This is a genomic window from Methylobacterium sp. (assembly GCF_019750675.1).
Classification (GTDB): Bacteria; Pseudomonadota; Alphaproteobacteria; order Rhizobiales; family Beijerinckiaceae; genus Methylobacterium.
In genome coordinates this window covers 1-23,456 of sequence record NZ_JAIEOF010000419.1, presented here as the reverse complement: position 1 = coordinate 23,456, position 23,456 = coordinate 1, and the positions used below count along the sequence as shown (strand labels likewise).

The window sequence follows — 23,456 nt, the reverse complement described above, 5'->3', positions numbered from 1 at the left end:
CTGATCGAACGCTCCGGCGCGCAATTGACGTTGTCGAACATCTCGCAGCCGGGCGCCACGGGCGCCGTGGTGCGAATCAGCTGGGCTCGCCACATCTTCGAGCGGGATGCGATCTCGCTGCATCACGCGCGATTGAGTCGCCCGCAACCCCTAACCGAAACCAGTACGTCACCTATATAATGCAGCAATGAAAACTCAAACGACCATTGATCAGGAATCACGGAGGAGCGTCGGATGCTGACGCAGACTGGAACCACGGCGCCTGGCGCCGACATCGCGCAGCTTGCCGACAACGATCCGCTCGCGGCCTTCACGGACCGCACCCTGCTGATCGTCGATGACGACAAGCCCTTCTCGACGCGGCTCGCCCGCGCCATGGAGATGCGTGGCTACGAAGTGCAGGTGGCCGAGAGCGTCGCGGACGGCGTCTCCATGGTCGATGCGCGACCGCCCGCCTTCGCCGTCATCGACATGCGCCTCGGGGACGGCAACGGCCTCGACGTGATCGCCCGCCTGAAGGAGCGCCGGCCCGAGGCCCGCGGCGTCATCCTGACGGGGTACGGCAACATCGCGACCGCCGTCACGGCGGTGAAGCTCGGCGCCTTCGATTACCTCGCCAAGCCCGCCGACGCCGACGAGATCCACGGCACGCTCATGGCGCAGCCCGGCGAGCGGGCGGACCCGCCCGAGAACCCCATGTCGGCTGACCGGGTGCGTTGGGAGCACATCCAGCGCGTCTACGAGCTTTGCGGCCGCAACGTCTCGGAGACCGCCCGGCGCCTGAACATGCACCGCCGGACGCTCCAGCGGATCCTGGCCAAGCGCGCCCCGCGCTGAGGCTTGGCTTCGACGAACCGGGAGGGGCGACGTTGCGCGACCGATGCGGTTCGCGCTACGTCGCCCTTTCTCCGATCGGCACCGGGAGAGCCTGGACGCCGGACCGGCCATGGGACGAGTCAGCTGTGAACACGCGCAACCTCATCACCATCCTCAGCATGATGGTGCTCGTCGGCACGGAAGTCTTCGCCGTCGCGATCGCGGCGGGCTGGGCCCTCGCCGGCCTGTTCGACCTCGGCGACACGGTGGGCCATGTGCTGATGGCGGTCTTCAGCGTGGGGGCCGCCTGGGTGATGCTGCAATTGTGGCGCCGGGCCACCAGCATCGAGCCGCTGCGGGATCCGGCCGCTAAGACGCGCTGAGAGCGATCGGGTCAGAAAGGTCCGCCGACGCTCCCTGCGTCCCGTTGGCCGTTTCGCGTTGCCTGAGGCGCGTTTCCCGATTATCGCCAGGGTGCCCTGACCTGAGCCGGGGTGCCCCGACATCAGATCGAGTCCGAGCCCATGAAAGCACGCATCATCGTCACCCTGAAGACCGGCGTGCTGGACCCGCAGGGCAAGGCGATCGAAGCGGCCCTGACGTCCTTCGGCCTCACCGGCATCGACGGCGTGCGCCAGGGCAAGGTCTTCGACGTCGAGATCGCGGGCAATGACCGCGCGGCAGCCGAGGCGACCCTGAAGAGCGCCTGCGAGAAGCTGCTCGCCAACACCGTCGTCGAGAACTACGCCATCGAGATCGCCTGATGCGCGCCGCCATCATCGTCTTCCCGGGCTCCAACCGCGACGCGGACGTGGCCCGGGCCCTGACCCGATCGGGGGCCGAGGTCGTCAAGGTCTGGCACGCCGACACCGCGTTGCCGGCCGGCACGGATCTCGCCGTCCTGCCCGGCGGCTTCTCTTACGGCGATTATCTGCGCTGCGGCGCCATCGCGGGCCGCGCGGCGGCGATGGACGCGGTCCGCGCCCACGCGGCGCGGGGCGGCCTCGTGCTCGGCATCTGCAACGGCTTCCAGATCCTGTGCGAATCGGGCCTGCTGCCCGGTGTGCTGATGCGCAACGTCGACCGGCGCTTCATCTGCCACCGCCAGTTGCTCCGGGTGGAGCGGGCCGACACGCGGTTCACCTCGGCCTACGCGCCGAACCAGGTGATCGATGTGTGCGTGGCCCATGGTGAGGGCAACTACTTCGCCGATGCCGACACCATCGCGCGCCTGGAGGGCGACGGTAGGGTGGCCTTCCGTTACTCGGACGCCGCCGGCAACCTGACGGTGGACGCGAACCGCAACGGCTCGCTGAACTCCATCGCGGGCATCTATTCCGAAAAGCTCAACGTGCTCGGCCTGATGCCGCACCCGGAGAACTTCGTCGAGGATCTCGTCGGCGGCACGGACGGGCGCGGCCTGTTCGAAAGCCTCGCGGCTTAGCGGACGCACCGGAGCCCTCTTCCCTCTCCCGCGTACGGGAGAGGGGCTACACCGGTCTCAGTGGCCGTCGAATTCCATCAGCGTTCGCACCGGCACGTCGAGGTCGCGCAGCTTCTGAGCGCCGCCGATCTCCGGCAGGTCGATGACGAAGCAGGCGGCGACCACCTCGGCGCCGATCCGGCGCAGCAGGTTCACCGCCGCGCAGGCCGTGCCGCCGGTGGCGATGAGGTCGTCCACCAGCAGCACCCGGTCACCCGGCTTGATGGCATCGACGTGGATTTCCATCTCGTCGGTGCCGTATTCGAGGGCGTAGGCGATCGAAACGGTCTGGTGGGGCAGCTTGCCCTTCTTGCGGATAGGCACGAAGCCCGAGGAGAGCTGGTGCGCCACCGCGCCGCCGAGGATGAAGCCCCGCGCCTCGATGCCCGCCACCTGATCGATCCGCCCACCCGCATAGGGATGCACCAGGGCGTCCACCGCCCGCCGGAAGGCCCGGGGATCGCTCAACAGGGTGGTGATGTCCCGGAAGATGATGCCGGGCTTCGGGTAATCCGGAATTGACCGGATCGAGTCCTTGAGCGCGATGTGGCGGCGCGGTTCCATGCGGGTCTCTCAGGAGGGTTTCGGAAGGACGGGGCGCGGTCAGGCGTTGGCGCGGCGCAGGATCTTGACGAGTTCGCCGTGCAGGATCTCGTTGCCGCAGGCCACCGAGCGGGCCGCCAGGGGCTCGGCGCCCCCGTCCGCGCTGGTGACGAAGCCGCCGGCCTCGCGCACAAGAATGATGCCCGCCGCGATGTCCCAGGTCTGCAGGTCGCGCTCCCAGTAAAGGTCGGAACGGCCGCAGGCGACGTAGGCGAGGTCGAGTGCCGCCGAACCGAAGCGGCGGGCGCCGCCGCTCACCGCCATCACCGCCGCGACCTCGCGCAGCAGCTTGGGATGGTCACCGCGCCCGAGATAGGGTGAGCCGTAGGCGATCAAGGCGTCGGCCATGTCGGTGCGGCCGGACACGCGAAGGCGGCGGTTGTTGAGATAGGCGCCCTTGCCGCGCTCGGCCACGAACAGCTCGTCCTTGGCCGGATCGTAGACCACCCCGGCCACGATCTGACCTTCCCGTTCGAGCCCGACCGAGATCGCGAAGTGCGGGATGCCGTGCAGGAAGTTCGTGGTGCCGTCGAGGGGGTCGACGTGCCAGGTGTGGCTCTTGTCCGCCCCCTCGACGATTCCGGACTCCTCCAGGACAAGTCCGTAGCCGGGCCGCGCCTTCATCAGGGCGTCGCGCAGCACTTCCTCGGCCTTGCGGTCGGCGGCCGAGACGAAGTTGCCCGGGCCCTTGCGGGAGACCTGAAGGTTCTCGATCTCGCCGTAGTCACGCTTCAGGCCACGGGCGGCCTTGCGGACGGCATCGACCATCACGGTCATGAGAGGTGAACTGATCATCGATCTTCAGGTCCAAGCCGTTTCAAAGAACGCCGTTTGCGAGAACGTCGAGGCGGAGCGCGCCGCGTCGACCGCGAATTCGCGCCGCCATAGCACGTTTGCGCGCCGGCTCACCCCTCGCGAATGCGGGTCTGACCCGAGCGAGCCTATTTGACGTTGGCGCGCTCGGCGGCCAGGGCCTCGGCACGCTGACGCTCCTCGGCGGGCAGATTCTTCAGGTTGTCGTCGAGCCAGGGGTCGGACAGCCCCTGCGCGGAGGCCGCGAGGTTCCAGGCGGCGGCCTCGACGGCGTTCTTCTGGACGCCGCGTCCCACAACGAAGAGGCGCGCGGCCCGGTTCTGGGCGATCGCGTTGCCGCGCGCGGCCGCGTGCAGGAAGTAGCGCGCGGCGCGCGCCTCGTCCTTGGGCAGGCCGGTCCCGTTGAAGAGCAGGATGGCGAACTCGACCTCGCCGGCCAGATCGCCGTTGTCCGCCGCGCGCCGGAACCACTCCGCCGCCTGGCTCGCGTCCTTGGGCACGCCGCGTCCCTGGAGATAGAGGACGCCGAGATCGTGCTGGGCGGCCCCGATTTCACCCTCGGCCGCCTTGCGAAACAGGGTCGCGGCCCGGGCCTGGTCCGGGTCCGTGCCTGTGCCGAGCAGGATCAGCGCGAGGTTGTAGGCGGCGGTGGTGTCGCCCTTCTCCGCGGCCTGCTCGAGCCAATGGCGCCCGGCCTTCATGTCCTTGGCGCCGCCACGTCCGTCGATGGACATCAGCCCGAGGGAGGCCATGGCGTGAACATCGCCCTGGGCCGCGGCGAGGCGGTACCATTCGGCCGCCTTGACCGGATCCTGCTTGACGCCGAGCCCCTGGTTGTAGAGCTCGCCGAGCAGCGTCATCGCCGCCGCGTCCTTCGGATCAGCCGCGATCCGCTTCGTCGCCTCCCGGAAGGCGGTGGTGTACTGGCCGCGCTGGTAGGCCCCGAAGGCCGCGTCGACGGGCTTGTCGCCGGGCTTGGCCACCAGGGGCGCGATCCGCATGGCGCTCGGGGTGTAGGGCGTCGGCAATTCCTTCAGGGGCGCCTTGAACACCTCCCGCGTCACCGGCTTGGCCGCCTCGGGCGATTGTGTCGTCGCCGCCAGCGCGCCCGATGCGAGGAGGGCCGAGGCGACAGGCCCGAGGAGGAGGAGCCCGCGCGGCACCCTCACGAATCCGCCTCCCCGGCGGCGGTGACCTGCGCTTGAATCCCGGCCACGTCCGCCCCGAGCCAGAGGGCGCTCTCCAGCCCAAGGAACTCGGCCCGGGTGGCCAGGATCGGTCCGACCTGCTCGGGCGCATGGGCCACGGCGATGCAGGGCGTCTCGAAGATCTCGGTCCACCAGGTCGCGCGCTCGATGACCGTCTCGGCATCCGGCGCGACGCCGTCGGCGTAGAGGCCGCCGAACATCACGTAATCGACGCCCGCCTCGCCGGCCTCCATCGCGGCGTGGCGCTGCTCGTGGCCGCCCGCCCCGAGGATGCGTCCGTCGTCGAGCCGGTCCCGCAACTCGCGCAGCGTGCCCTCGCGCGGCTTGTCGACGTGAACTCCGTCGGCCCCGCCCCGCGCCGAGACGCTGACGAGGTCCCCGGCGAAGCCCGCGCAGGCGACGATCACGGCCGCGCCCGCCGCTTGCGCGGCCGGCGCGAGACGCTTGACCAGATTGACGAGGCTGCGCTCGTCGGACGGGGCGAGCCGCAGCAGCACGGCCGCGACGTCGCCGGCCGCGCAGGCGGCCGCGATGGCCGCCGCGAGGGTATCGGCGTCACCGGCCTCGACCCGGTGGGGGCTGAGCAGGGCGAGGCGGGTACGGGGTTCCGACATCAGGGTTCCGCTTCAGCCCGCCGCGCCGATTTTGGGGTCGAGAGAGCCGTTGGCATAGCGCTTGGCCATGGCGGCAACCGAGATCGGACGGATCTTGGAGCCCTGGCCAGCGGTGCCGAACTCCTCGAAGCGCTGACGGCAGAGCTTGGTCATCGCCTCCATGGCGGGCTTGAGGTACTTGCGCGGATCGAACTCGGCCTTGTTCTCGGCCAGGATCTTCCGGATCTGGCCGGTCATCGCCATCCGGTTGTCGGTGTCGATGTTGATCTTGCGCACGCCGTGCTTGATGCCGCGCTGGATCTCCTCGACGGGCACGCCCCAGGTCGGCTTCATCTCGCCGCCGTACTGGTTGATGATGTCCTGCAGGTCCTGCGGCACCGAGGAGGAGCCGTGCATCACCAAGTGGGTGGTGGGCAGGCGGCGGTGGATCTCCTCGATCACGTTCATCGCCAGGACGTCGCCGTCCGGCTTGCGCGTGAACTTGTAGGCGCCGTGCGAGGTGCCCATGGCGACCGCGAGGGCGTCGACCTTGGTAGCCTCCACGAACTTCACCGCCTCGTCCGGATCGGTGAGGAGCTGGTCGTGGCTGAGCACGCCCTCGAAACCGTGGCCGTCCTCGGCCTCGCCCTCGCCGCTCTCCAGGGAGCCGAGCACCCCGAGTTCGCCTTCCACCGAGACGCCGGCCCAGTGGGCCATCTTGGTGACGTTACGGGTGATCTCGACGTTGTAGGCATAGTCCGCCGGGGTCTTGCCGTCGGCCTTCAGCGAGCCGTCCATCATCACCGAGGTGAAGCCGTACTGGATCGCCGTGGCGCAGGTGGCCTCGTCGCTGCCGTGGTCGAGGTGCATGCAGACGGGGATGTGGGGGTAGATCTCCACCAGTCCGTCGATGAGCTTGGCCAGCACGATGTCGTTGGCGTAGGCGCGCGCGCCCTTGCTGGCCTGGAGGATCACCGGGGAATCGGTGGCGTCCGCCGCCGCCATGATGGCGAGGCCCTGCTCCATGTTGTTCAGGTTGAACGCCGGCACGCCGTATTCATGCTCGGCGGCATGGTCCAGCAGCTGCCTCAGGGTGATGCGGGCCATGGGTTTCTCCTCACAATCGACCACCGCTCGGGCGGTCCGCTAGCTCGTCGCGCCAGGAGGCGCAGTTCGTTTGGTCTGTCGGCCGTCCACGCGCGGGGCCGCGCCCCGCCGCGAGGTCAGCCCTTCGCGCGCAGGGCCTCGACGCCGGGCAGTTCCTTGCCCTCCAGCCATTCGAGGAAGGCGCCGCCGGCGGTGGACACGTAGGAGAAGGTTTCGCCGACACCCGCATGGTTGAGGGCCGCGACCGTATCGCCGCCGCCCGCCACCGAGACGAGCTTGCCGGCCTTGGTGCGTTCGGCCGCGTGCCGGGCCGCCGCCACGGTGGCGGCATCGAACGGGGTCAGCTCGAAGGCGCCCAGCGGCCCGTTCCAGACCAGGGTGGCGGCCTCGTCGATGGCGGCGTTGATCTCGGCCACGGAGGCCGGTCCGGCATCGAGGATCATGCCGCTCTCCGGCACGGCGTCGACCGGCACGGTCTCGTGCGCGGCGTTCGCCTTGAACTCGGCGGCCGAGACCGCGTCCACCGGCAGGATGATCCGGCACTTTGCGGCCTTGGCCGCCTCGACGATGCGCAGGGCGGTGTCGGCGAGGTCCTTCTCGCAGAGGGACTTGCCGACGCTCTTGCCCTGGGCGTGCAGGAAGGTGTTGGCCATGCCGCCGCCGATCACCAGCATGTCGACCTTGGCGACGAGGTTCTGGAGAAGGTCGATCTTGGAGGAGACCTTGGCGCCGCCCACCAGGGCGATCACGGGGCGGGCCGGGGATTCGAGGCCCTTGGTCAAGGCGTCGAGCTCGGCCTGCATCAGGCGGCCCGCATAGGCGGGCAGCAGGTGGGCGAGACCCTCCGTCGAGGCGTGGGCCCGGTGCGCGGCCGAGAACGCCTCGTTGACGTAGAGGTCGCCGTTGGCGGCGAGCTGTTCGGTGAACGCGCGGTCGTTCTTCTCCTCGCCCGCGTGGAAGCGGGTGTTCTCGAGGAGCAGCACGTCGCCGTCCTTCAGGGCCGCGACGGCGTCTGCCGACGCCGGCCCCACGCAATCCTCCGCGAAGGCGACGGGGCGGCCGAGATGCCCGCTCACGGTTCCGACCACCGGCTTCAGGGATTCGGAGGCGACGGGCTTGCCCTTCGGGCGGCCGAAATGCGCCAGCAGGACCACGCGGCCGCCCTTGTCGGCAATCTCGCGGATGGTCGGCACGATGCGCTCGATTCGGGTCGCGTCGGTGACGCGCCCCCCCTCCATCGGCACGTTGAGGTCCACGCGCAGGAGCACGCGCTTGCCCTGGAGCGGGCCGGCATCGTCGAGGGTACGGAAAGCGGTCATCGGAGCCTGGACGTTCGGTCGGTTGCGGGCGCGATCAGCGCGGCGGGGGCAACATGGATTCGAGGTGGAAGCGCTGGGCCGCGATGGTAAGCGCCACCGTCAGCACCGCGGTGATGATTGCGGTGAGAACCAGGGCACCGGAACCCGGCAGGCCGCGGGTGCGGTCGGCGATGGCTCGGACCTCGCTGCGCAGGGCCGAGAGGTCGCTCTGGCGCGCGGCCTCGTTCATGCGGGCGGCCGCGCCCTCCACCTTCTCCTCGACGCGCGAGAGCAGCGCCTCGGAGCGGGCGTACTTGTCCTCGATCCGGGCGCACTTGTCCTCGATCCGGGCGAGCTGGTCGCCCGCCGGAGCAGGGGCGGCCGGCGTCGCGGCCTTGCCCACGACCACGGGCGACGTCGCCGGGGCCGGCGATGCGCCCGCCGGCCCGGGAGGGGGAACCGCCGCCGGCGCGGCGGCCGGCGGGGATTGGGTCGATGCACCTGGGATGAAGCCGCTTCCGGCGGGAGAGGTCTCGGTCATGTCAGGCACACCATCCTGGTCTTCGCTTGGTCTTCGGGAGCGGTTCGGTCCGTCAGAGTTCCGCGTGGTGGGTCAGAGCAGCTTGCCCATCGCCACGGCCGTGTCGGCCATACGGTTCGAGAAGCCCCACTCGTTGTCGTACCAAGACAGGATGCGCACGAAGGTGCCGTCCATGACCTTGGTCTGGTCGAGGTGGAAGGTCGACGAGTGGGGATCGTGGTTGAAGTCGATGGAGACGTTGGGCTGGTCGGTATAGGCCAGCACGCCCTTGAGCGGACCGTCGGCGGCGGCGCGGATCGCGTTGTTGATCTCCTCGACCGTGGTCTGGCGCTTGGCCGTGAACACGAGGTCGACGGCCGAGACGTTCGGAGTCGGCACGCGGATCGAGGTGCCGTCGAGCTTGCCCTTGAGCTCCGGCAGCACGAGGCCGACGGCCTTGGCCGCGCCCGTGGAGGTCGGGATCATCGAGAGCGCGGCGGCACGGGCCCGATAGAGGTCCTTGTGCATCTGGTCCAGCGAGGGTTGGTCGTTGGTGTAGGAGTGGATCGTCGTCATGAAGCCGCGCTCGATCCCGACGAGATCGTTCAGCACCTTGGCCACCGGCACGAGGCAGTTGGTGGTGCAGGAGGCGTTCGAGATGACGAGGTGATCGGCGGTCAGCTTGTCGTGGTTGACGCCGTAGACCACCGTCAGATCCGCACCGTCGGCGGGCGCCGAGACGATGACGCGCTTGGCGCCGGCGTCGAGGTGGGCCTTGGCCTTGTCCTTCGAGGTGAAGATGCCGGTGCACTCGAGGGCGATGTCGACGCCGAGCTCGCGGTGCGGCAGCTCGGCCGGGTTGCGCACGGCGGTGACCTTGATGCGCTGGCCGTCGACCACGATGAACTCGCCCTCGACCTCGACCTTGGCGTTGAAGCGGCCGTGGATCGAATCGAAGCGCAGGAGGTGGGCGTTGGTCTCGACGGGGCCGAGATCGTTGATCGCCACCACCTCGATGTCCTTGCGGCCGGCCTCGTGGATGGCACGCAGGACGTTGCGGCCGATGCGTCCGAACCCGTTGATGGCAACCTTCACCGACACGGCGTGAGTCCTTCCCTAAATCGAGCGCCGACGCGGCGGCACCCTCCAGCCTGTTGATCGTCGCAGGCCGCCCGGCGGGCAGGCCTCGATCCGTCGCCCGCTCTGTGCGACTCGCGATTGAACGACGGATGAACCGTCGCCGCCGACATCCCGCCCGTCGCCGCCGAATGCGGGGCGAACCGCACGGAACGACCGCGCGCGAGGGATCTGCCAGGGCGTGAACGTGTCACGGGACGCCGTATAACCGGTTCGCGGGCGGCCGGTCTCTAACACGGTGACAAATCTTGGCAAAGGTCACCGCCCGGATCAGAAGGGTGGATAACCCCGGCCCGCGGACGTGTCCTGCCCGGCGCGGCCGCTTTCGCGTTTCGCGGCGAACCGGGATCGGCGATAGTTTCGCGCGCCCGGCCTCGGCCGACGCCAGGCCGGGGCCGAGCGGGCGATCCACGGATGAGGGGCTACGATACGTGAGCGAGACCATCGACGACGCCCTCCGGCGTCTCGAGACCGTGCTGAGCCGCCTGGAGGGTGCCGTGGCCCAGCGCTTCGAGGCCGAGCGCGATCCGAGCGACCTGGAGACCGAACTCGCCGTGATGAGCGAGGACCGGGCGCGGCTCGCGGCCGAACTTGATGCGGCCAGTGCCCGCCTCGTCGAGGTCGAGGCGACCTCCGCGGATGTCGGCCAGCGCCTGGGCCGGGCGATCGCGGCGGTGGAGGGCGTGCTGGCGCCCGCCCACGGCAGCCGGTAAGCCAGCCTTCCCCGACCGGCCCGACACGCGATGCCCCAGATCAACGTCACCATCGACGGCAAGAACTACCGCATGGCCTGCGCCGAGGGCGAGGAGGCCCATCTCACCGCGCTGGCCGGCGGCCTCGACGCGCGCGTGACCGAGATCCGCCGCGCCTTCGGCGAGATCGGCGACATGCGCCTGCACGTCATGGCAGCGCTGATGCAGGCCGACGAGTTGCAGGAGGCGCAGGGCCGCCTCGCAGCTCTCGAACAGGAGACGGCTGCTTTGCGCGCCCGCGTGGACGGCGCCGACGCGACGCGCGCCGCCGAGGAGGCGCGCCTGGCGGAAGGGCTGCGACGCTGCGCGGACCGGATCGAGCGCCTGGCGCACACGATTTCGGCGGGCTGAGAGCCGATCCCCCTGGCGCAGGCCACGGGGCGACGCTACATGTCGGATGCGGGGCTGCCGGGTCCGTCAGGAGTACTTTTCCCCGGGGCCTTATCGACTCCCCAGGGAGCTGTCCCTGGCCTCGTCCCTGGACTTGGCCAACACGGCGCCCACCTACATTGTAGGTTTCCCGGGATCGACACTCCAACGGCTCACGTGGCTCCGCACTCAGCTTCTCCTCCATCCGATCCGGCGACCGCCTCCGTGAAGGCGGCCCTGCGCAACGAGGCCCTGGCCCGGCGTGACGAGCTCTCCCAGGAGGCGCGCATCGCGGGCTCGGCCCGGATCGCCGAAACCGTTATGGGCATCGGGGCGCTCGCCGAGGCCGCGATCGTCGGCGCGTTCTGGCCCATCCGCAGCGAGGTCGATCCGCGCCCCCTGGCCCGGCGCCTGTTCGCACGGGGACAGCGGGTGGCCCTGCCGAAGGTGACGCCCGACGGGCTGGTGTTCCGGGAATGGCGCGAGGGCGAGGCTCTGGTGGCCGGCCGCTTCGGCCTCAGCGAACCGCACGACGACCTGCCGCCCGTGGACCCCATCGCCCTGATCGTGCCGTTGGCGGCCTACGACCGGCGTGGCCACCGCATCGGCTACGGCCGCGGCTACTACGATCAGGCGATCGCGCGGCTCGCGCGCAACGGCCCGGTCCTCACCATCGGCGTCGCGTTCTCGGTTCAGGCGGTGGACACGGTTCCCGCCGAGCCGCACGACCAGCCCCTCGACCACCTCGTCACGGAGGCGGGACCGGTCCCGCTTCTGCGGACCTGACCTCTCCTACGGACGCAATCCTGCACGATGCGACTTCTCTTCCTCGGCGACGTGGTGGGCCGCCCCGGCCGCCACGCCATCTCGGACCGGCTGCCGGCCTTGCGCGAGCGCTGGCGCCTCGACTGCGTGGTGATCAACGGCGAGAACGCCGCCGGCGGCTTCGGCCTCACGGAGGCCATCTGTGACGAGCTTCTCCAGGCCGGGGCCGACGCGGTGACGCTCGGCAACCACTCCTTCGACCAGCGCGAGGCCCTGGTCTTCATCCAGCGCCAGACGCGGCTCGTGCGGCCGGCGAACTACCCGCCGGGCACCCCCGGACGGGGCGCCACCGTCATCGAGACCCAGAAGGGCGCGCGCGTCCTCGTCCTCAACGTCATGGGCCGCCTCTACATGGATGCCCTGGACGATCCCTTCGCCTCGGCCGAGCGGGAACTGTCCGCATGCCCACTGGGAGCGGTGGCGGACGCGGTCATCGTCGACGTGCACGCGGAGGCCACGAGCGAGAAGCAGGCCTTCGGGCATTTCCTCGACGGCCGGGCGAGCCTCGTGGTCGGCACCCACACCCACACGCCGACCGCCGATCACCGTATCCTGCCCGGCGGCACCGCCTACCTCTCGGACGCGGGCATGTGCGGCGACTACGATTCGATCCTCGGCATGCAGAAGGACGAGCCCCTGCGCCGCTTCCTGCAGAAGACGCCGGGCGCCCGGCTGGAGACCGCCCAGGGCGAGGGTACCCTCAGCGGCATCGCCGTGGAAACCGACGACGCGACGGGGCTCGCGAAGAGCGTGGCCGCGGTCCGGCTCGGTCCCCATCTGGAGGAGACGTGGCCGCGCCACTGGGATTAGCCGGCGCCACGGGACCGCCATCCACGGGACGACGCCACGCGCGACTTGATCGGCGCCGAACCACCCTGCAATGTGCCGGCGCGTCCGCCCCGAGGCCCGCCGTGCGTGGGCTGCCTTTTCGCGTCCGAGAGTGTGCCCGAGCCGATGGCGACCCCACCCGCACCTGCGACGATCGCCAAGCCGGGCATCTACCTCATCCGGATGCTGATCTTTCTGATCCTGGTCGGCTTCCTCGCCTTCGTGCTGTTCCGGCAGGTGACGCCGGCCTTCCTGGCCAATCCGGGCCTCAACGGACTCATCCTTGGCGTGCTGCTCATCGCGGTGCTGCTGGCGTTCGGGCAGGTGGTGCGGCTTTACCGCGAGACCGCCTACGTCAACGCCGTGGCGGCGGGGGAAAGCCCGAGCAAGCCGCCGCCGCTGATGGCGCCGCTCGCGCCCGCCATCGCCGCGCGGCACGACGGGATCACCCTGCCGACCAGCCGCGCCTTCCTCGATACCGCTGCCGCACGCCTCGACGAGGGCCGCGAGATCCTGCGCTATGTCTCCGGCCTCCTCATCCTCCTCGGCCTGCTCGGCACGTTCTGGGGCTTGATCGACACCCTGAGCGCAGTCGGCTCGGTCATCCGGACCATGCGCGGCGGCGGCGAGGCGGCGGCGATGTTCGACGAACTGAAGAACGGCCTCGCGGTGCCGCTCTCGGGCATCGGCCTCGCTTTCTCGGCCTCCCTGTTCGGCTTGGCGAGTTCGCTGATCGTGGGTTTCCTCGACCTGCAGGCGGGCCAGGCCCATGCGCGTTTCCACAACGAACTGGAGGATTGGCTGCTGTCCGGCGATCTGCCCGCGGCGGGGGCCGTCACCGTCGCGGCCAAGCCCCTGCCCCAGCAGGATCCGGCCAGCGCGCGTGAGTTGAAGGAGGCGGTGGACCGCCTGACCGCCGTGGTGGCGGAGGGCGCCAACGGGCGCGTCGCCACCCAGGCGATGACCAACCTCGCGGAGGGTATCCAGGGCCTCGTCCAGCACATGCGGGCCGAGCAGCAGATGATCCGCGACTGGGTCGAGGCGCAGGCGAACCGCGAACGCGAGCTGAAGCAGGTGCTCGATCGCCTCGGCCGCGAGCGGGGCTGAGATGGCCTCCGCCCGCGTCCGCCGCGACCGGAGCCTCAACGTCTGGCCGGGGTACGTCGATGCCCTGGCGACGCTGCTGCTCGCCGTCGTCTTCCTGCTCACCATCTTCGTGGTCGGACAGTTCTTCCTGTCCCAGGAGATCAGCGGGCGCGATTCGGTCCTGACGCGCCTCAACCGTCAGATCGCCGACCTCACCGATCTGCTGGCCCTGGAGCGCTCCACCCGCAAGACCCAGGAGGAGCAGGCCTCCTCCCTGCGCAACACCCTGCTCGGCGTGCAGGCCGACCGCGACCGGCTGAAAGCACAGGCCGAGGCGGCGCAGGGCTCGGCCGGGCGCCAGGGCGAGTTCGACAAGCAACTGGCGGCCGAGCGCGCCAACACGGCGCGCGCCGCCTCGCAAATCGACCTCCTCAACGAGCAGATCGCGGCCATGCGCCGGCAGCTCGCGGCCCTGGAGGACGCGCTGGCGGCCTCCGAGAACCGCGACCGCGAGAGTCAGGCCCGCATCGCCGATCTCGGCAGCCGCCTGAACGTGGCCCTCGCCCAGAAGGTGCAGGAACTGGCGCGCTACCGCTCGGACTTCTTCGGGCGCCTGCGCCAGATCCTGGGCAACCGCCCGGACATCCGCATCGTCGGCGACCGCTTCGTGCTGCAATCGGAGGTGCTGTTCCCGGGGGGCTCCGCCAGCCTGAAAGCCGAGGCCGGGCCGGAGCTCGACCGCATCGCCGGCGCGATCCTCGACCTCGCCAAGCAGATCCCCGCCGACATCCCCTGGGTGCTGCGCATCGACGGCCACACCGATGCGCGGCCGATCGCGTCGGCGCAGTTCCCCTCGAACTGGGCGCTCTCGGCGGCCCGCGCCATCGCGGTGGTCCAGGCCATGGTGGCCAAGGGCATCCCGCCGCAGCACCTGCTCGCCGCCGCCTTCGGCGAGTTCCAGCCCATCGAGGCCGGGAACACCGAGGAGGCCTATGCCCGCAACCGCCGGATCGAGATGAAGCTCACCGAGCGCTGAGGCGCTGTTACTTCACGATCCGGTCGAGACGGTTGTTGACGAAGAAGTACAGTTCCTTGGCGCCGGGCTCGTTGTAGAGCACCTGCACCTCGCGGCCCGAGCGCCCCTCGCCCACCAGCACGTCGGTGGGCGGCTTGCCCTTGAGGCGGACGAGATCGCACTCGCCGATGCCGATCGCGATCGCGGCCGCCGTCGTCGGGGCGGGGCCCGTACAGGTCCCCTCCCCCGTCAGCACCGGGCCCGCGAAGGTCGGGGCGGCGGGCGGCGGCGTTACCGCCACGGGAGCCGGAGCCGGTGGACGGGTCTCCGTGCTGGTGCAGGCCGCGAGGCCGAGGGCGAGAAGGCCCGCCGACGCCAGCCCGCGCGGAGTTCTGAAAACGGTCACGTGGCGAATCCTCAGCGCTGCGCAGCGCCCCGCGCGGCCAGGGCGGCCGCGTAGAGGGCGGCCGCATCCCGGTGGAAGGCGGCGCGCGAATCCGGGCGGGAATAGAACATGTGGCCGCCGGGGTACACGACGAGATCGAGCCGGCCGCCGCCGAAGGCCGGCATCTGGTCGATCAGCAGCTTCGAGGCGAAGTACGGCGTCACGAGGTCGGTGTAGCCGTGGGCGACGAGAACGCGCATGTTGCCGTCCAGCGCCAGCACGCCCCGGAGGGCTCCGAGGGCCTCCGGCGCCGAGCGGCCGCTGCCCCAGGTCCAGCCCCGGTTCACCTGGTTGTTAAGGAGTTCGTAGCGCAGGTCCGGCACCCGGTAGTTCAGCTTTTCGCTGTAGAGCGCGATCATCGCGCTGGTGAGGGGCGCCTGGAGCCCGGTGAGCAACGGGTCGTCGAAGCCCGACGCGGCGGCGTTCGGGTCCGGGTCCCAGCCGGTGACGCCGGTATCGTAGGCGCTCGCAACCCGGCCGGTCTCGCGACCGATCTCGCGCTGGACGCTCTGGCCCGAGAGGCGTCCGGCCTGACGGCGCACGAAGTCGGGGTCGAGCCCGGCGAGCGCCCCGACCTTGTCGCTGAGCCGCGCCAATGCGGCCTCGTCCGACGGACCTTTAAGCAGGTCCGCAAGGTAGGGACCGGTGGCGTAGGCCTCGGCCTCGGCCATGGTCTGGCGCGTCGGCGTGCCCCCGGACCGCTCGATCGCGGCGGCGGCGAAGGAGGGCAGCTTGATGACGTGGCCCCAGGGCGTCGTCCGGGGGGCCTGCAGCCAGGCAAAATCCAGCACCGGCGAGAGCAGCACCATCCCGGACAGGCCAACGCCGATCTCCTCCTGGAGCTTTGCGGCGATCAGCGGCCCCCGGAACCCGCCGTAGCTCTCGCCCACGTAGAATTTCGGCGCCGCCATGCGGTCGTTGGCCCGCAGCCAGCGGGCGATGGCCGAGGACAGCACCGAGGCGTCGGCGTCGATACTCCAGTAGCGCTTGGCGTCCCCGTCTGCGGCGCGGCTGTAGCCGGTCCCGACCGGATCGAGGAAGACGAGGTCGGTGAAGTCGAGCCAGGTTCCGTCGTTCGGCACCAGGCCGATCGGGGCGGACGGGCTGATGCTCGTGCCCTCCACCGGCAAGCGCCAAGGCCCGATGGCGCCGATGTTCAGGTAGGCCGAGGCCGCGCCGGGGCCGCCGTTCAACGCGAAGGTGACGGGGCGCGACGCCTCCGCCTCGCCGGTCCCATCCCCGCCCTTGCGCGTGTAGGCGATGAAGGCGATCTCGGCCTGGAGCTTTCCGGCCTCGTCGACGAGGGGCAGGCTCCCGGCCCGGGCGGTGAAGGCCAGCACGCGGCCGTCCGGCAGGGTGACGCTGTGCTCGGTCACGGCATCGGCGGGGAGCTTGCGGCCCTCGGGGCCGCGCGGCTCGGCGGTCCGGCGCGCCTCCGGCTGGCGCTCGCCGTGGGGAGACGGCTGGGCGTGGAGGGGCGCACCCGCGAGGAGCAGGGCCGCGAGGCCGATGGCGAAACGTCTCATGGCGATTCCTCTCGGCGTGGTCCGGTCGTCGGGCCGGAGCGTCAGGCTTTCTTCTGCCAGCGCCCGTCCTCGTCCTGCTGCCAGTAGGCGATGGTGTGCCCACCGGCCTTGGCCTCCTTCCACTGCTCGCGGGCGCGCAGCAGAGCGTCCTGGTCTGTACCGTCGAACAGCACGCAGATGCGTGCGTAGCTGGCGGCATCGGACGGCAGGTCGGCGCCTTCCACGAGGAAGCGGATCGAGGCCGCGTTGGGGTTGGTGTCCTTGAGGGTCAGCACGACGGGCTGGCTCGCGGCATCCACCTCGCGATCCGTGCCGTGCGGCAGGAAGCTGTCGTCGCTGTAGGTCCAGAGCTGGTCGTCCAGCGCCTGGAGCCGCTCCTCGCTGGCGGCCTGGATCGCCGCGCGCCACTGGCGTTCCAGGGAACGCTCGACGAGGTTCGGCAGCACCTTCTCGAGGGGTTGCTGCTGGAGGTGGTAGAACAGAATCTCGGTCACGCTCGCCAAGGTAGGCACGTTGCCGACCATTGCCAGCGGCCGAACCGTTCGGAGCCCCCGATCGGGCCCCTCCCCCGCGCGTGAAATCCGCGCAGGTCCGGTGGATTGCGAACCGGAGCGGATCGCGAAGGTAACCCTCACGGCGGGAGGCCGATCGCTGCCGCGCCGCGAAGGGAGACAGCCTGCTCGATGATACGTCGGAAGACGATATGCGCCCGGGTCATAGCGATCACGGCAGCCCGGGATTCGCGAGGGATGATGCACCCGCTCGTCCGGACCGGCGCGACCCAGGCCGACCGGCCGCCCCACGGCCGGCGTTCGCCATGATGGCGGCGGGCCTCGACGTCGGTCCCACCGGACCGGTCTCCCCCGCCGTGTCGGCCCGCCTCGTGCCGAGGCGGACCATCGCCCTGACCGAGGGACGTACCCTCGCCTATGCGGAGATGGGGAGCGGGCCGCCGCTCCTGGCGATCCACGGGATGATGATGTCCCTGGAGGACATGTGGCTGGGGCCGGTGCCGATGCTGGCCCGTCACTTCCGCGTCATCGCGGTGGACCGGCCGGGACACGGCTTCAGCCGACGCCAGGGCCCGGCCGATGCCGATCCCTGGCGGCAGGCCGAACTGATCCACGCGGGCATGCAGGCGCTCGGCGTCGTCGCGCCGGTGGTGGTGGGGCATTCCTTCGGGGGCGCGGTGGCCCTAGCCTACGCGCTGCAGTTTCCCGATGCGATCGCCGGGGCGGTCGCCCTGGGGCCGATCTGCTTTCCCGAGCCCCGCATCGAGCACCTGCTCTTCGGCCCCCGCGCGGCGCCCGGCGGCGGCCTGCTCTCGCAGGCCCTGGAGCGCTCGACGGACCCTGCGCTGTTGCCGCTGCTCTGGAACGCGATGTTCCTGCCCGCGACCATGCCGGCGGCCTATGCGCAGGCCTACCCGTTCGGGCTCGCAGGCCATGCGGCTCAGTTGGTGATCGAGGGCGAGGATGCGCTCGCCCTCGGCGCGGGGTTGGTGCGCAGCGCCCTCGCCTACCGGACCTGCCGTGTTCCGGTGCGGATCCTCGGCGGTGATTCGGACCTTGTCGTGAGCACGCCCCGCCACGGCTACCGGGCGTCGCTGCATATGCCGGGCGCGCGGTTCCGGGGGCTGTCGCGGACGGGCCACATGCTGCACCATCAGCATCCCGAGGCCGTTCTGGACGCCGCATTCGCGGTGCTTCACGAAAAAGTCTGATCTTTCCACGGCCGAAGCCCGATTTGGCGAACACTTCGTCAATCGGTCGCCGTTATTGCGGTGCACGCACCGGTGGCACGGCGCGAACGCCCGCGTCCCCGCCGGACATTTCCCCTCGCCTTCACGGAACCGGACCGGGACAGACCCGCCGGATCCGGCCGCATCAGGAATCCCACCCCGTGAGCTTCACAGTCCGCGCGCGCGTCTCCGCTCGTCAGTTCGCCTTCCAGCATCGCTCGATGCTGGGTGCGCTCGACCAGAGCCTGTCGCTCCTCACCGCGGGGATGTCCGACGTGCGGATCGTCGATGCGGATGGCCGGGTCCACAGCCCCTGCGCCCTCCAGGCCGTGCTGTTCGGCGCCCGCGTCCGGGAGACGCCCCGGCCGGTCGCCCAGGCCGCCTGAGGCCGCGCCCGCATTTCGGGCCTCGTCGGATCGCGGATTCGCGTCGCGAGACCGGCGGCCCCATCGCGCGAAACACGCTCAGTCCGCCGCGATGTAGTGCGGCACGAAGAGAGCGGCGTTCGTGGTGACGGGCCCCACGCTCTCGCGAATGCAGAGGCCGGCGGGGACGTCGCCGACGATCCAGGACCCGACCAGAGGCCGGCGCCCGTCGAAGCTGGGCAGTGGCGCCAGGGCCTGACGCACATGGCCCTCGGCCCCGTATGGCCCCTCGTCCTGCACCACGACGCGGTCGTTCTCCACCATCAGGAGGTTCGCGCCCTCCCGCGAGAACAGCGGCTTTCGCACGTAGCTCGCTCCGAGGCTCGCGGCGGCCGGATCCCCCTCGAAATAGGCCGGCAGCAGGTTCGGGTGCTTCGGCTCCATCGCGTGGAGATACGCGAGCAGGCCCTTGTTCGACAGCACGGCCTTCCAGGGCGGCTCGAGGAAGCGGGTGGCGCTGCCGCCGATCTCCCGCCCGAAGGCGTCGGCGAAGGCCCATTCCCAGGGGTAGAGCTTGAACAGCCGCGTGATCGGGACCCGCCGGTCGTCGACGAAGCGGCCGAGGGCATCGAGGCCGATTCCCGAGAGGTCGAGGAACCGGCAGTCGAGGCCCGCCTGGCGGGCGCAATCCTCCAGGTAAGCGACGGTGCCGCGATCCTCGGGCGCATCGGCATAGGCCGCGAGCGTGAGGGTGCCGTCGCCGGGCAGCGTCCGGAAGCGCGCGATCAGGCGCTCGTGGACCGCGTTGTACTGGTCCGATCCTGCCGGGAGGATGCCGCGCGCGAGCAGATCCTCCAACCAGAGCCATTGGAAGACCCCGGTCTCGTAGAGGGCCGTCGGGGTATCGGCGTTGTATTCGAGGAGCTTGGCCGGCCCCGTGCCGCCATAGGCGAAGTCGAGGCGGCCGTAGAGCGAAGGATCACGCCGGAGCCAGCTCGTCCGCACGGCGTCCCAGGCATGCCGGGGGATATGGAGACCGGCGAGGATTCGCTCGTCGCCCACCGCGCGGTCCACGAAGTCCAGGCAGAGCGCGTGCAGGTCCGCGCTCGGCGCCTCGATGCCCGCCTCGATCTCCGCGAGGGTGAAGGCATAGGCGTGGCTCTCGTCCCAATAGGGCTCGCCGTCCAGGCTGTGGAAGTGGAAGCCGTTCCGGGCCGCCACGTCGCGCCAGTCGGGGCGTGCGCCGATGGGCACGCGGCGCATCAGCCGCCACCGCCATGATGCGACGCGGACGTATCGTCCCCACAGATGGCGCGGCCGGTGCCCCCGAGTCCGTTCAGCACGGGCGGCCGGGCGATGGCCTCCGGGATGCGGGCGATGCTGCCGCCGTCCATGGTCGGGCTGACGGCACAGCCCCAGCTGGTCTGGTACGCCGGCTGCGCGAAGGCGCCGACGCCATAGACCGCGCCGGATGTCGGGAAGAGCGGCTGCGGATCGAGCTTCTGCGCGGCCGTCGCCCCGACGAAGTAGGCAGCCATCCGTGGCGCGTAGGGCCCATCGGATTCCGGCGCCGGGGCCGCGGCGCGCGCCTCGCAGGCGCCGAGGCCGTGCCGCGCCTCGCATGCGCCCTGGGAGGGATAGAGGGGCGCGCGGGCGGCAGCGACCGTTCGGGCGATATCGTCCTCGATCCGGCAATCCACCGCCGTGCGGACCCGGCCCGCGATGCAGGCCTCGGCGTTGGCATAGATCCGGATGTCGTCCATCCGTTGCGACGGATCGAGGCGGGCCAGGGCCACCGCGGCCGCGCCCGCGCCGGTGAGCAGCACCAGGGTCCCGGCTTCGGAGCGCTTGATGCCGCCCGTTCCCCCCGTTCCGTCCTTCCGGTCCTGCGCAGACATCCCGTTCCGGGCCGCCATCGGCAGACCGCTCCCTGCCGCGACACCGCGCGGCCTCGACCGACAATTATGATCGAGCTTGGCCGTCGGTAAGGGGTCAGTACGTCATCGCGGCCGCGTCGAGGATACCGCCGGCCAGGGACGCCGCCGCGAGGAAGACGGCGCCGGCCATCTCGCCGGCCTCGATCCGACGGGAGAGGTCAGGCAGAAGGGCGCGGACCGCGAGATAGATCGCTACCTGGACCACGGGGGCGACGAGGCCCCAGATCGCGCAATCGAGGATCGACTGTGCGTTGTGGATGGAGACGGCCAGCGGCAGGGTGTAGCCCACGAGGCTCCCGCCGAGGGCGAGGGCGGCCGCGCCGTTGTTGGCGCGGATCAGGGCGAGTTCGCGGTGCCCCGTCGCCTGCAGGTAGACGACGAGGTAGGCGCCCACGAGGGCGAAGGCCACGGCGAGATAGGCCAGGAACGGACCGAGTCCCGCGATCGACGTCATCCGGACCGCTCCGGAGTCTCAGACCAGCCGGCTCTGCACCATCGCGGCGCCGACGAAGCTCTTGAAGAGCGGGTGCGGCTCGAAGGGCCGCGACTTCAGCTCGGGGTGGAACTGCACGCCGATGAACCACGGATGCCCGACATGCTCCACGGTCTCGGGCAGGAGCCCGTCCGGCGAGAGGCCGGAAAAGCACAGGCCCTTGGCCTCGAGGCCTTCGCGATAGGCCATGTTGACCTCGTAGCGGTGCCGGTGGCGCTCGGAGATCTCCGTGGTCCCGTAGATCTCCGCGATCTTCGTGCCCGGGCGCAGGGAGGCCTGATAGGCGCCGAGCCGCATGGTGCCGCCGAGGTCTCCGGCCGCCGCGCGACGCTCGAGCTCGTTGCCCTTCAGCCACTCCGTGAGCAGGCCGACCACGGGCTCGGCGGTCTCCCCGAACTCGGTGGAATTGGCGTCCGCGACGCCGGCCAGGGCGCGGGCGGCCTCGATCACCGCCATCTGCATCCCGAAGCAGATGCCGAAATACGGGATCTTGCGCTCGCGGGCGTAGCGGGCCGCGCGGATCTTGCCCTCGGCGCCGCGCTGCCCGAATCCGCCCGGCACCAGGATGCCGTGGATGCCCTCGAGGAACGGCGCCGGGTCCTCGCGCTCGAAGACCTCGGCCTCGATCCACTCGAGATTGACCTTGACCCGGTGGGCGATGCCGCCGTGGGTGAGGGCTTCGGTGAGCGACTTGTAGGCGTCCTTGAGGCCCGTGTACTTGCCCACGATGGCGATGGAGACCTCGCCCTCGGGGTTCTTGACCCGCTCGGAGATGGTGCGCCAGCGCGTGAGGTCGGGCTCGTCCTGCGACGGCAGATCGAAATGGGCGAGCACCTCGCGGTCGAGGCCGGCCTCGCGATAGGAGAGCGGCACGTCGTAGATCGAAGCGACGTCGCGGGCCTCGATCACGGCGGTCTCGCGCACGTTGCAGAACAGGCCGAGCTTGCGCCGCTCGTCGGCCGGAATCGGCCGGTCGCACCGGCAGAGGAGCATGTCCGGCTGGATGCCGATCGAGCGCAGCTCCTTGACCGAGTGCTGGGTCGGCTTCGTCTTCAGCTCGCCGGCGGACGGGATGTAGGGCAGCAGGGTCAGGTGCACGAAGGCGGTGGCGCCGCGCGGCAGTTCCTGGCCGAGCTGGCGGATCGCCTCGAAGAACGGCAGGCCCTCGATGTCGCCGACCGTTCCGCCGATCTCGACCAGCACGAAGTCGAAGGCGTCGTTGCCTTCGAGGACGAAGTCCTTGATCGCGTTGGTGACGTGCGGGATCACCTGGATCGTCGCGCCGAGATAGTCCCCGCGCCGCTCCTTGGTGATGATGTCGAGGTAGATCCGCCCGGTGGTGATGTTGTCGGCCCGCGTCGCCGGCAGCCCGGTGAAGCGCTCGTAATGGCCGAGATCGAGGTCGGTCTCGGCGCCGTCGTCGGTGACGAAGACCTCGCCGTGCTGGGTCGGGCTCATCGTGCCCGGATCGACGTTGAGGTAGGGGTCGAGCTTGCGTAGGCGGACCTTGTAGCCGCGCGCCTGCAGGAGGGCCGCCAGGGCGGCGGAAGCGAGACCCTTGCCGAGCGAGGAAACCACGCCGCCGGTGATGAAAACGTACCGCGTCATGGGCCTCGGTCCATAAACAAGGGGGAACGATTCGCCAAACCCCAAAAACGCTTATCCCCCGCGATGCGGGCGCATGCGCGGCAGGACACGTGTTTCGGGGATGGCCGTGAACGCTGTGCGGCGCCCGATCGCTCGGACGCCGCGTATCTCGGATCGACGAAGACTGTCCCGACGAACGCAACGCCTGCGCGATCACCGCGTCGATACGCGCCAGGATGGCAGCGCGATCACGTCACGCAGCGGGCAATACCGATCGACGGGCGATATCGATCAACGCGACTGCGGGGCCTGCGGCACGGCGGGCTGGGCCGGCTGCGTCGCCGGGACCTCGGCCGGTGTGCCGGGCTGTGCCGCACCGCCACTCTGGCCCCGCAGGGTGTCGAGCAGATTGCCGGCATTCGGCTGGGCGGCGGGCTGGCCGGTGGTGGTGCCCTCGAGGATCGAGCGGGGCGCCGCGCCGCGATGGGACATGACGGCGAGGGTCATGCTGGTGGCAAAGAACAGGGCCGCCAGGATCGCGGTGGCGCGCGTGAGGGCGTTGGCCTGGCCGCGGCCGGTCATGAAGCCCGCGACGCCGCCGCTGCCGCCGCCACCCAGGCCGAGACCGCCCTCGGAGCGCTGCAGCAGGACCACGGCGATGAGGCCGAGGACGACGATGAGGTGGATCGAGATCAGAACGGTCTGCATCGGACTTCCGGAATCTTAACCATCCGCGCATCGAACCCGCGAGAGCGGGTCGGATACGGGCGCGCCAGGGGCCGGAGCGTCCTGGCGCCGCCGACGGAAGTCCGGGGCCATACACCAGATGGCCGCCCGCGCCAACCGCGGGATCGCCCGGCGCATTGCGGCCCGGCCTCTCGCGGATCGGTCGCGGGTGTGCTGTTCTCG

At 70.5% G+C, this 23,456-nt stretch carries 28 protein-coding genes, 1 other RNA gene and 1 pseudogene; 14 read left to right on the top strand and 16 right to left on the bottom strand.

Annotation, left to right across the window (positions count from 1 at the left end):
* From K2X24_RS22190 to purQ, 5 genes and pseudogenes are all read left to right on the top strand, one after another.
* Positions 1-180, top strand: a pseudogene (locus K2X24_RS22190) (sensor histidine kinase); the annotation flags it as partial.
* A 54-nt stretch (positions 181-234) separates the two neighbouring features.
* Positions 235-837 (top strand): ActR/PrrA/RegA family redox response regulator transcription factor, encoded by a 603-nt coding sequence (locus tag K2X24_RS22185; RefSeq protein WP_238278353.1) that lies wholly within the window; start codon positions 235-237, stop codon positions 835-837.
* Positions 838-962: 125 nt separating this feature from the next.
* Positions 963-1,199 (top strand): hypothetical protein, encoded by a 237-nt coding sequence (locus tag K2X24_RS22180; RefSeq protein WP_238278351.1) that lies wholly within the window; start codon positions 963-965, stop codon positions 1,197-1,199.
* A 141-nt stretch (positions 1,200-1,340) separates the two neighbouring features.
* The gene (gene purS / locus K2X24_RS22175) at positions 1,341-1,580 is read left to right on the top strand and encodes a phosphoribosylformylglycinamidine synthase subunit PurS (protein WP_292501184.1); all 240 of its coding nucleotides are present in this window, start codon (positions 1,341-1,343) and stop codon (positions 1,578-1,580) included.
* Complete coding sequence (purQ, locus tag K2X24_RS22170) at positions 1,580-2,260, top strand: phosphoribosylformylglycinamidine synthase subunit PurQ (RefSeq protein ID WP_238278347.1); 681 nt, start codon at positions 1,580-1,582, stop codon at positions 2,258-2,260. The genes purS and purQ overlap by 1 nt, the downstream gene beginning before the upstream one ends.
* A gap of 57 nt (positions 2,261-2,317) precedes the next feature.
* On the opposite strand, the gene K2X24_RS22165 is transcribed toward purQ, so the two are convergent.
* The 8 genes from K2X24_RS22165 to gap all read right to left on the bottom strand — a co-directional run bounded on the left by K2X24_RS22165 (position 2,318) and on the right by gap (position 9,542).
* Positions 2,318-2,863: an adenine phosphoribosyltransferase gene (locus K2X24_RS22165; protein ID WP_238278346.1), complete on the bottom strand. Its 546-nt coding sequence runs from the start codon at positions 2,861-2,863 to the stop codon at positions 2,318-2,320.
* Between the two features lie 39 nt (positions 2,864-2,902).
* Positions 2,903-3,697, bottom strand: a complete 795-nt coding sequence (locus tag K2X24_RS22160; protein WP_243910600.1) for an inositol monophosphatase family protein — start codon at positions 3,695-3,697, stop codon at positions 2,903-2,905.
* A 146-nt stretch (positions 3,698-3,843) separates the two neighbouring features.
* A complete protein-coding gene (locus K2X24_RS22155; RefSeq protein ID WP_292501180.1) occupies positions 3,844-4,884 on the bottom strand; it encodes a tetratricopeptide repeat protein in 1,041 nt (346 codons plus the stop codon).
* Positions 4,881-5,537 carry a thiamine phosphate synthase gene (locus tag K2X24_RS22150; RefSeq protein ID WP_292501178.1) on the bottom strand — a complete coding sequence of 219 codons (657 nt, stop codon included), beginning with the start codon at positions 5,535-5,537 and terminating at the stop codon, positions 4,881-4,883. Before K2X24_RS22150 ends, K2X24_RS22155 begins: the two co-directional genes overlap by 4 nt.
* Before the next feature lie 12 nt (positions 5,538-5,549).
* The gene (gene fba / locus K2X24_RS22145) at positions 5,550-6,623 is read right to left on the bottom strand and encodes a class II fructose-bisphosphate aldolase (RefSeq protein WP_238277248.1); all 1,074 of its coding nucleotides are present in this window, start codon (positions 6,621-6,623) and stop codon (positions 5,550-5,552) included.
* Positions 6,624-6,739: 116 nt separating this feature from the next.
* A complete protein-coding gene (locus tag K2X24_RS22140; protein WP_292501175.1) occupies positions 6,740-7,942 on the bottom strand; it encodes a phosphoglycerate kinase in 1,203 nt (400 codons plus the stop codon).
* A gap of 34 nt (positions 7,943-7,976) precedes the next feature.
* On the bottom strand, positions 7,977-8,462 hold the full coding sequence (locus tag K2X24_RS22135) for a hypothetical protein (protein ID WP_292501173.1): 486 nt from the start codon (positions 8,460-8,462) through the stop codon (positions 7,977-7,979).
* Between the two features lie 72 nt (positions 8,463-8,534).
* Positions 8,535-9,542, bottom strand: a complete 1,008-nt coding sequence (gap, locus tag K2X24_RS22130) for a type I glyceraldehyde-3-phosphate dehydrogenase (protein WP_292501171.1) — start codon at positions 9,540-9,542, stop codon at positions 8,535-8,537.
* Between the two features lie 467 nt (positions 9,543-10,009).
* Between gap and K2X24_RS22125 the strand changes: the two genes are divergently transcribed.
* The 7 genes from K2X24_RS22125 to K2X24_RS22095 all read left to right on the top strand — a co-directional run bounded on the left by K2X24_RS22125 (position 10,010) and on the right by K2X24_RS22095 (position 14,474).
* Complete coding sequence (locus tag K2X24_RS22125; RefSeq protein WP_292501170.1) at positions 10,010-10,291, top strand: DUF4164 domain-containing protein; 282 nt, start codon at positions 10,010-10,012, stop codon at positions 10,289-10,291.
* Positions 10,292-10,321: 30 nt separating this feature from the next.
* Positions 10,322-10,681 carry a cell division protein ZapA gene (locus tag K2X24_RS22120; protein WP_238277256.1) on the top strand — a complete coding sequence of 120 codons (360 nt, stop codon included), beginning with the start codon at positions 10,322-10,324 and terminating at the stop codon, positions 10,679-10,681.
* A 48-nt stretch (positions 10,682-10,729) separates the two neighbouring features.
* A non-coding RNA gene (gene ssrS, locus K2X24_RS22115) (6S RNA) lies at positions 10,730-10,887 on the top strand.
* Positions 10,877-11,485 (top strand): 5-formyltetrahydrofolate cyclo-ligase, encoded by a 609-nt coding sequence (locus K2X24_RS22110; RefSeq protein ID WP_292501167.1) that lies wholly within the window; start codon positions 10,877-10,879, stop codon positions 11,483-11,485. Before ssrS ends, K2X24_RS22110 begins: the two co-directional genes overlap by 11 nt.
* A gap of 27 nt (positions 11,486-11,512) precedes the next feature.
* Positions 11,513-12,334: a TIGR00282 family metallophosphoesterase gene (locus K2X24_RS22105; protein ID WP_292501163.1), complete on the top strand. Its 822-nt coding sequence runs from the start codon at positions 11,513-11,515 to the stop codon at positions 12,332-12,334.
* 144 nt (positions 12,335-12,478) lie between these two features.
* A complete protein-coding gene (locus K2X24_RS22100; RefSeq protein ID WP_292501161.1) occupies positions 12,479-13,459 on the top strand; it encodes a MotA/TolQ/ExbB proton channel family protein in 981 nt (326 codons plus the stop codon).
* Between the two features lies 1 nt (position 13,460).
* On the top strand, positions 13,461-14,474 hold the full coding sequence (locus K2X24_RS22095) for a peptidoglycan -binding protein (protein WP_292501159.1): 1,014 nt from the start codon (positions 13,461-13,463) through the stop codon (positions 14,472-14,474).
* A 7-nt stretch (positions 14,475-14,481) separates the two neighbouring features.
* On the opposite strand, the gene K2X24_RS22090 is transcribed toward K2X24_RS22095, so the two are convergent.
* Genes K2X24_RS22090 through K2X24_RS22080 form a run of 3 tightly spaced genes read right to left on the bottom strand, consistent with a single transcriptional unit; the run spans position 14,482 to position 16,918 of the window.
* The gene (locus K2X24_RS22090; RefSeq protein WP_292501187.1) at positions 14,482-14,832 is read right to left on the bottom strand and encodes a hypothetical protein; all 351 of its coding nucleotides are present in this window, start codon (positions 14,830-14,832) and stop codon (positions 14,482-14,484) included.
* 38 nt (positions 14,833-14,870) lie between these two features.
* Entirely contained in the window at positions 14,871-16,424 is a 1,554-nt protein-coding gene (locus tag K2X24_RS22085; protein ID WP_292501157.1) for a peptidase S10, read from the bottom strand.
* Positions 16,425-16,465: 41 nt separating this feature from the next.
* Positions 16,466-16,918 (bottom strand): DNA polymerase III subunit chi, encoded by a 453-nt coding sequence (locus K2X24_RS22080; RefSeq protein WP_292501156.1) that lies wholly within the window; start codon positions 16,916-16,918, stop codon positions 16,466-16,468.
* A 323-nt stretch (positions 16,919-17,241) separates the two neighbouring features.
* On the opposite strand from K2X24_RS22080, the gene K2X24_RS22075 reads away from it, so the two are divergent.
* Together K2X24_RS22075 and K2X24_RS22070 are read left to right on the top strand one after the other, a co-directional pair.
* On the top strand, positions 17,242-18,147 hold the full coding sequence (locus K2X24_RS22075; RefSeq protein ID WP_292501154.1) for an alpha/beta hydrolase: 906 nt from the start codon (positions 17,242-17,244) through the stop codon (positions 18,145-18,147).
* Between the two features lie 179 nt (positions 18,148-18,326).
* Positions 18,327-18,551: a hypothetical protein gene (locus K2X24_RS22070; protein WP_292501153.1), complete on the top strand. Its 225-nt coding sequence runs from the start codon at positions 18,327-18,329 to the stop codon at positions 18,549-18,551.
* Positions 18,552-18,629: 78 nt separating this feature from the next.
* On the opposite strand, the gene K2X24_RS22065 is transcribed toward K2X24_RS22070, so the two are convergent.
* The 5 genes from K2X24_RS22065 to secG all read right to left on the bottom strand — a co-directional run bounded on the left by K2X24_RS22065 (position 18,630) and on the right by secG (position 23,255).
* Entirely contained in the window at positions 18,630-19,793 is a 1,164-nt protein-coding gene (locus tag K2X24_RS22065; protein ID WP_292501151.1) for a glutathionylspermidine synthase family protein, read from the bottom strand.
* Complete coding sequence (locus tag K2X24_RS22060) at positions 19,793-20,428, bottom strand: DUF1190 domain-containing protein (RefSeq protein ID WP_292501149.1); 636 nt, start codon at positions 20,426-20,428, stop codon at positions 19,793-19,795. Before K2X24_RS22060 ends, K2X24_RS22065 begins: the two co-directional genes overlap by 1 nt.
* Before the next feature lie 94 nt (positions 20,429-20,522).
* On the bottom strand, positions 20,523-20,921 hold the full coding sequence (locus tag K2X24_RS22055; protein WP_292501147.1) for a DUF350 domain-containing protein: 399 nt from the start codon (positions 20,919-20,921) through the stop codon (positions 20,523-20,525).
* 18 nt (positions 20,922-20,939) lie between these two features.
* Positions 20,940-22,568 carry a CTP synthase gene (locus K2X24_RS22050; RefSeq protein ID WP_292501144.1) on the bottom strand — a complete coding sequence of 543 codons (1,629 nt, stop codon included), beginning with the start codon at positions 22,566-22,568 and terminating at the stop codon, positions 20,940-20,942.
* Positions 22,569-22,838: 270 nt separating this feature from the next.
* A complete protein-coding gene (gene secG / locus K2X24_RS22045; protein ID WP_292501142.1) occupies positions 22,839-23,255 on the bottom strand; it encodes a preprotein translocase subunit SecG in 417 nt (138 codons plus the stop codon).
* Positions 23,256-23,456 lie beyond the last annotated feature (201 nt).

Excerpts from the sequence above, each read along its gene's own strand:
- K2X24_RS22185 (WP_238278353.1), top strand. The coding sequence starts at position 235 with ATGCTGACGCAGACTGGAACCACGGCGCCTGGCGCCGACATCGCGCAG.
- K2X24_RS22050 (WP_292501144.1), bottom strand. The coding sequence starts at position 22,568 with ATGACGCGGTACGTTTTCATCACCGGCGGCGTGGTTTCCTCGCTCGGC.
- K2X24_RS22075 (WP_292501154.1), top strand. The coding sequence starts at position 17,242 with ATGATGGCGGCGGGCCTCGACGTCGGTCCCACCGGACCGGTCTCCCCC.
- K2X24_RS22095 (WP_292501159.1), top strand. The coding sequence starts at position 13,461 with ATGGCCTCCGCCCGCGTCCGCCGCGACCGGAGCCTCAACGTCTGGCCG.
- secG (WP_292501142.1), bottom strand. The coding sequence starts at position 23,255 with ATGCAGACCGTTCTGATCTCGATCCACCTCATCGTCGTCCTCGGCCTC.
- K2X24_RS22065 (WP_292501151.1), bottom strand. The coding sequence starts at position 19,793 with ATGCGCCGCGTGCCCATCGGCGCACGCCCCGACTGGCGCGACGTGGCG.
- fba (WP_238277248.1), bottom strand. The coding sequence starts at position 6,623 with ATGGCCCGCATCACCCTGAGGCAGCTGCTGGACCATGCCGCCGAGCAT.
- K2X24_RS22120 (WP_238277256.1), top strand. The coding sequence starts at position 10,322 with ATGCCCCAGATCAACGTCACCATCGACGGCAAGAACTACCGCATGGCC.
- K2X24_RS22165 (WP_238278346.1), bottom strand. The coding sequence starts at position 2,863 with ATGGAACCGCGCCGCCACATCGCGCTCAAGGACTCGATCCGGTCAATT.
- K2X24_RS22135 (WP_292501173.1), bottom strand. The coding sequence starts at position 8,462 with ATGACCGAGACCTCTCCCGCCGGAAGCGGCTTCATCCCAGGTGCATCG.
- K2X24_RS22060 (WP_292501149.1), bottom strand. The coding sequence starts at position 20,428 with ATGTCTGCGCAGGACCGGAAGGACGGAACGGGGGGAACGGGCGGCATC.
- purS (WP_292501184.1), top strand. The coding sequence starts at position 1,341 with ATGAAAGCACGCATCATCGTCACCCTGAAGACCGGCGTGCTGGACCCG.
- K2X24_RS22160 (WP_243910600.1), bottom strand. The coding sequence starts at position 3,697 with ATGATCAGTTCACCTCTCATGACCGTGATGGTCGATGCCGTCCGCAAG.
- purQ (WP_238278347.1), top strand. The coding sequence starts at position 1,580 with ATGCGCGCCGCCATCATCGTCTTCCCGGGCTCCAACCGCGACGCGGAC.
- K2X24_RS22140 (WP_292501175.1), bottom strand. The coding sequence starts at position 7,942 with ATGACCGCTTTCCGTACCCTCGACGATGCCGGCCCGCTCCAGGGCAAG.
- K2X24_RS22055 (WP_292501147.1), bottom strand. The coding sequence starts at position 20,921 with ATGACGTCGATCGCGGGACTCGGTCCGTTCCTGGCCTATCTCGCCGTG.
- K2X24_RS22100 (WP_292501161.1), top strand. The coding sequence starts at position 12,479 with ATGGCGACCCCACCCGCACCTGCGACGATCGCCAAGCCGGGCATCTAC.
- K2X24_RS22085 (WP_292501157.1), bottom strand. The coding sequence starts at position 16,424 with ATGAGACGTTTCGCCATCGGCCTCGCGGCCCTGCTCCTCGCGGGTGCG.
- K2X24_RS22105 (WP_292501163.1), top strand. The coding sequence starts at position 11,513 with ATGCGACTTCTCTTCCTCGGCGACGTGGTGGGCCGCCCCGGCCGCCAC.
- K2X24_RS22150 (WP_292501178.1), bottom strand. The coding sequence starts at position 5,537 with ATGTCGGAACCCCGTACCCGCCTCGCCCTGCTCAGCCCCCACCGGGTC.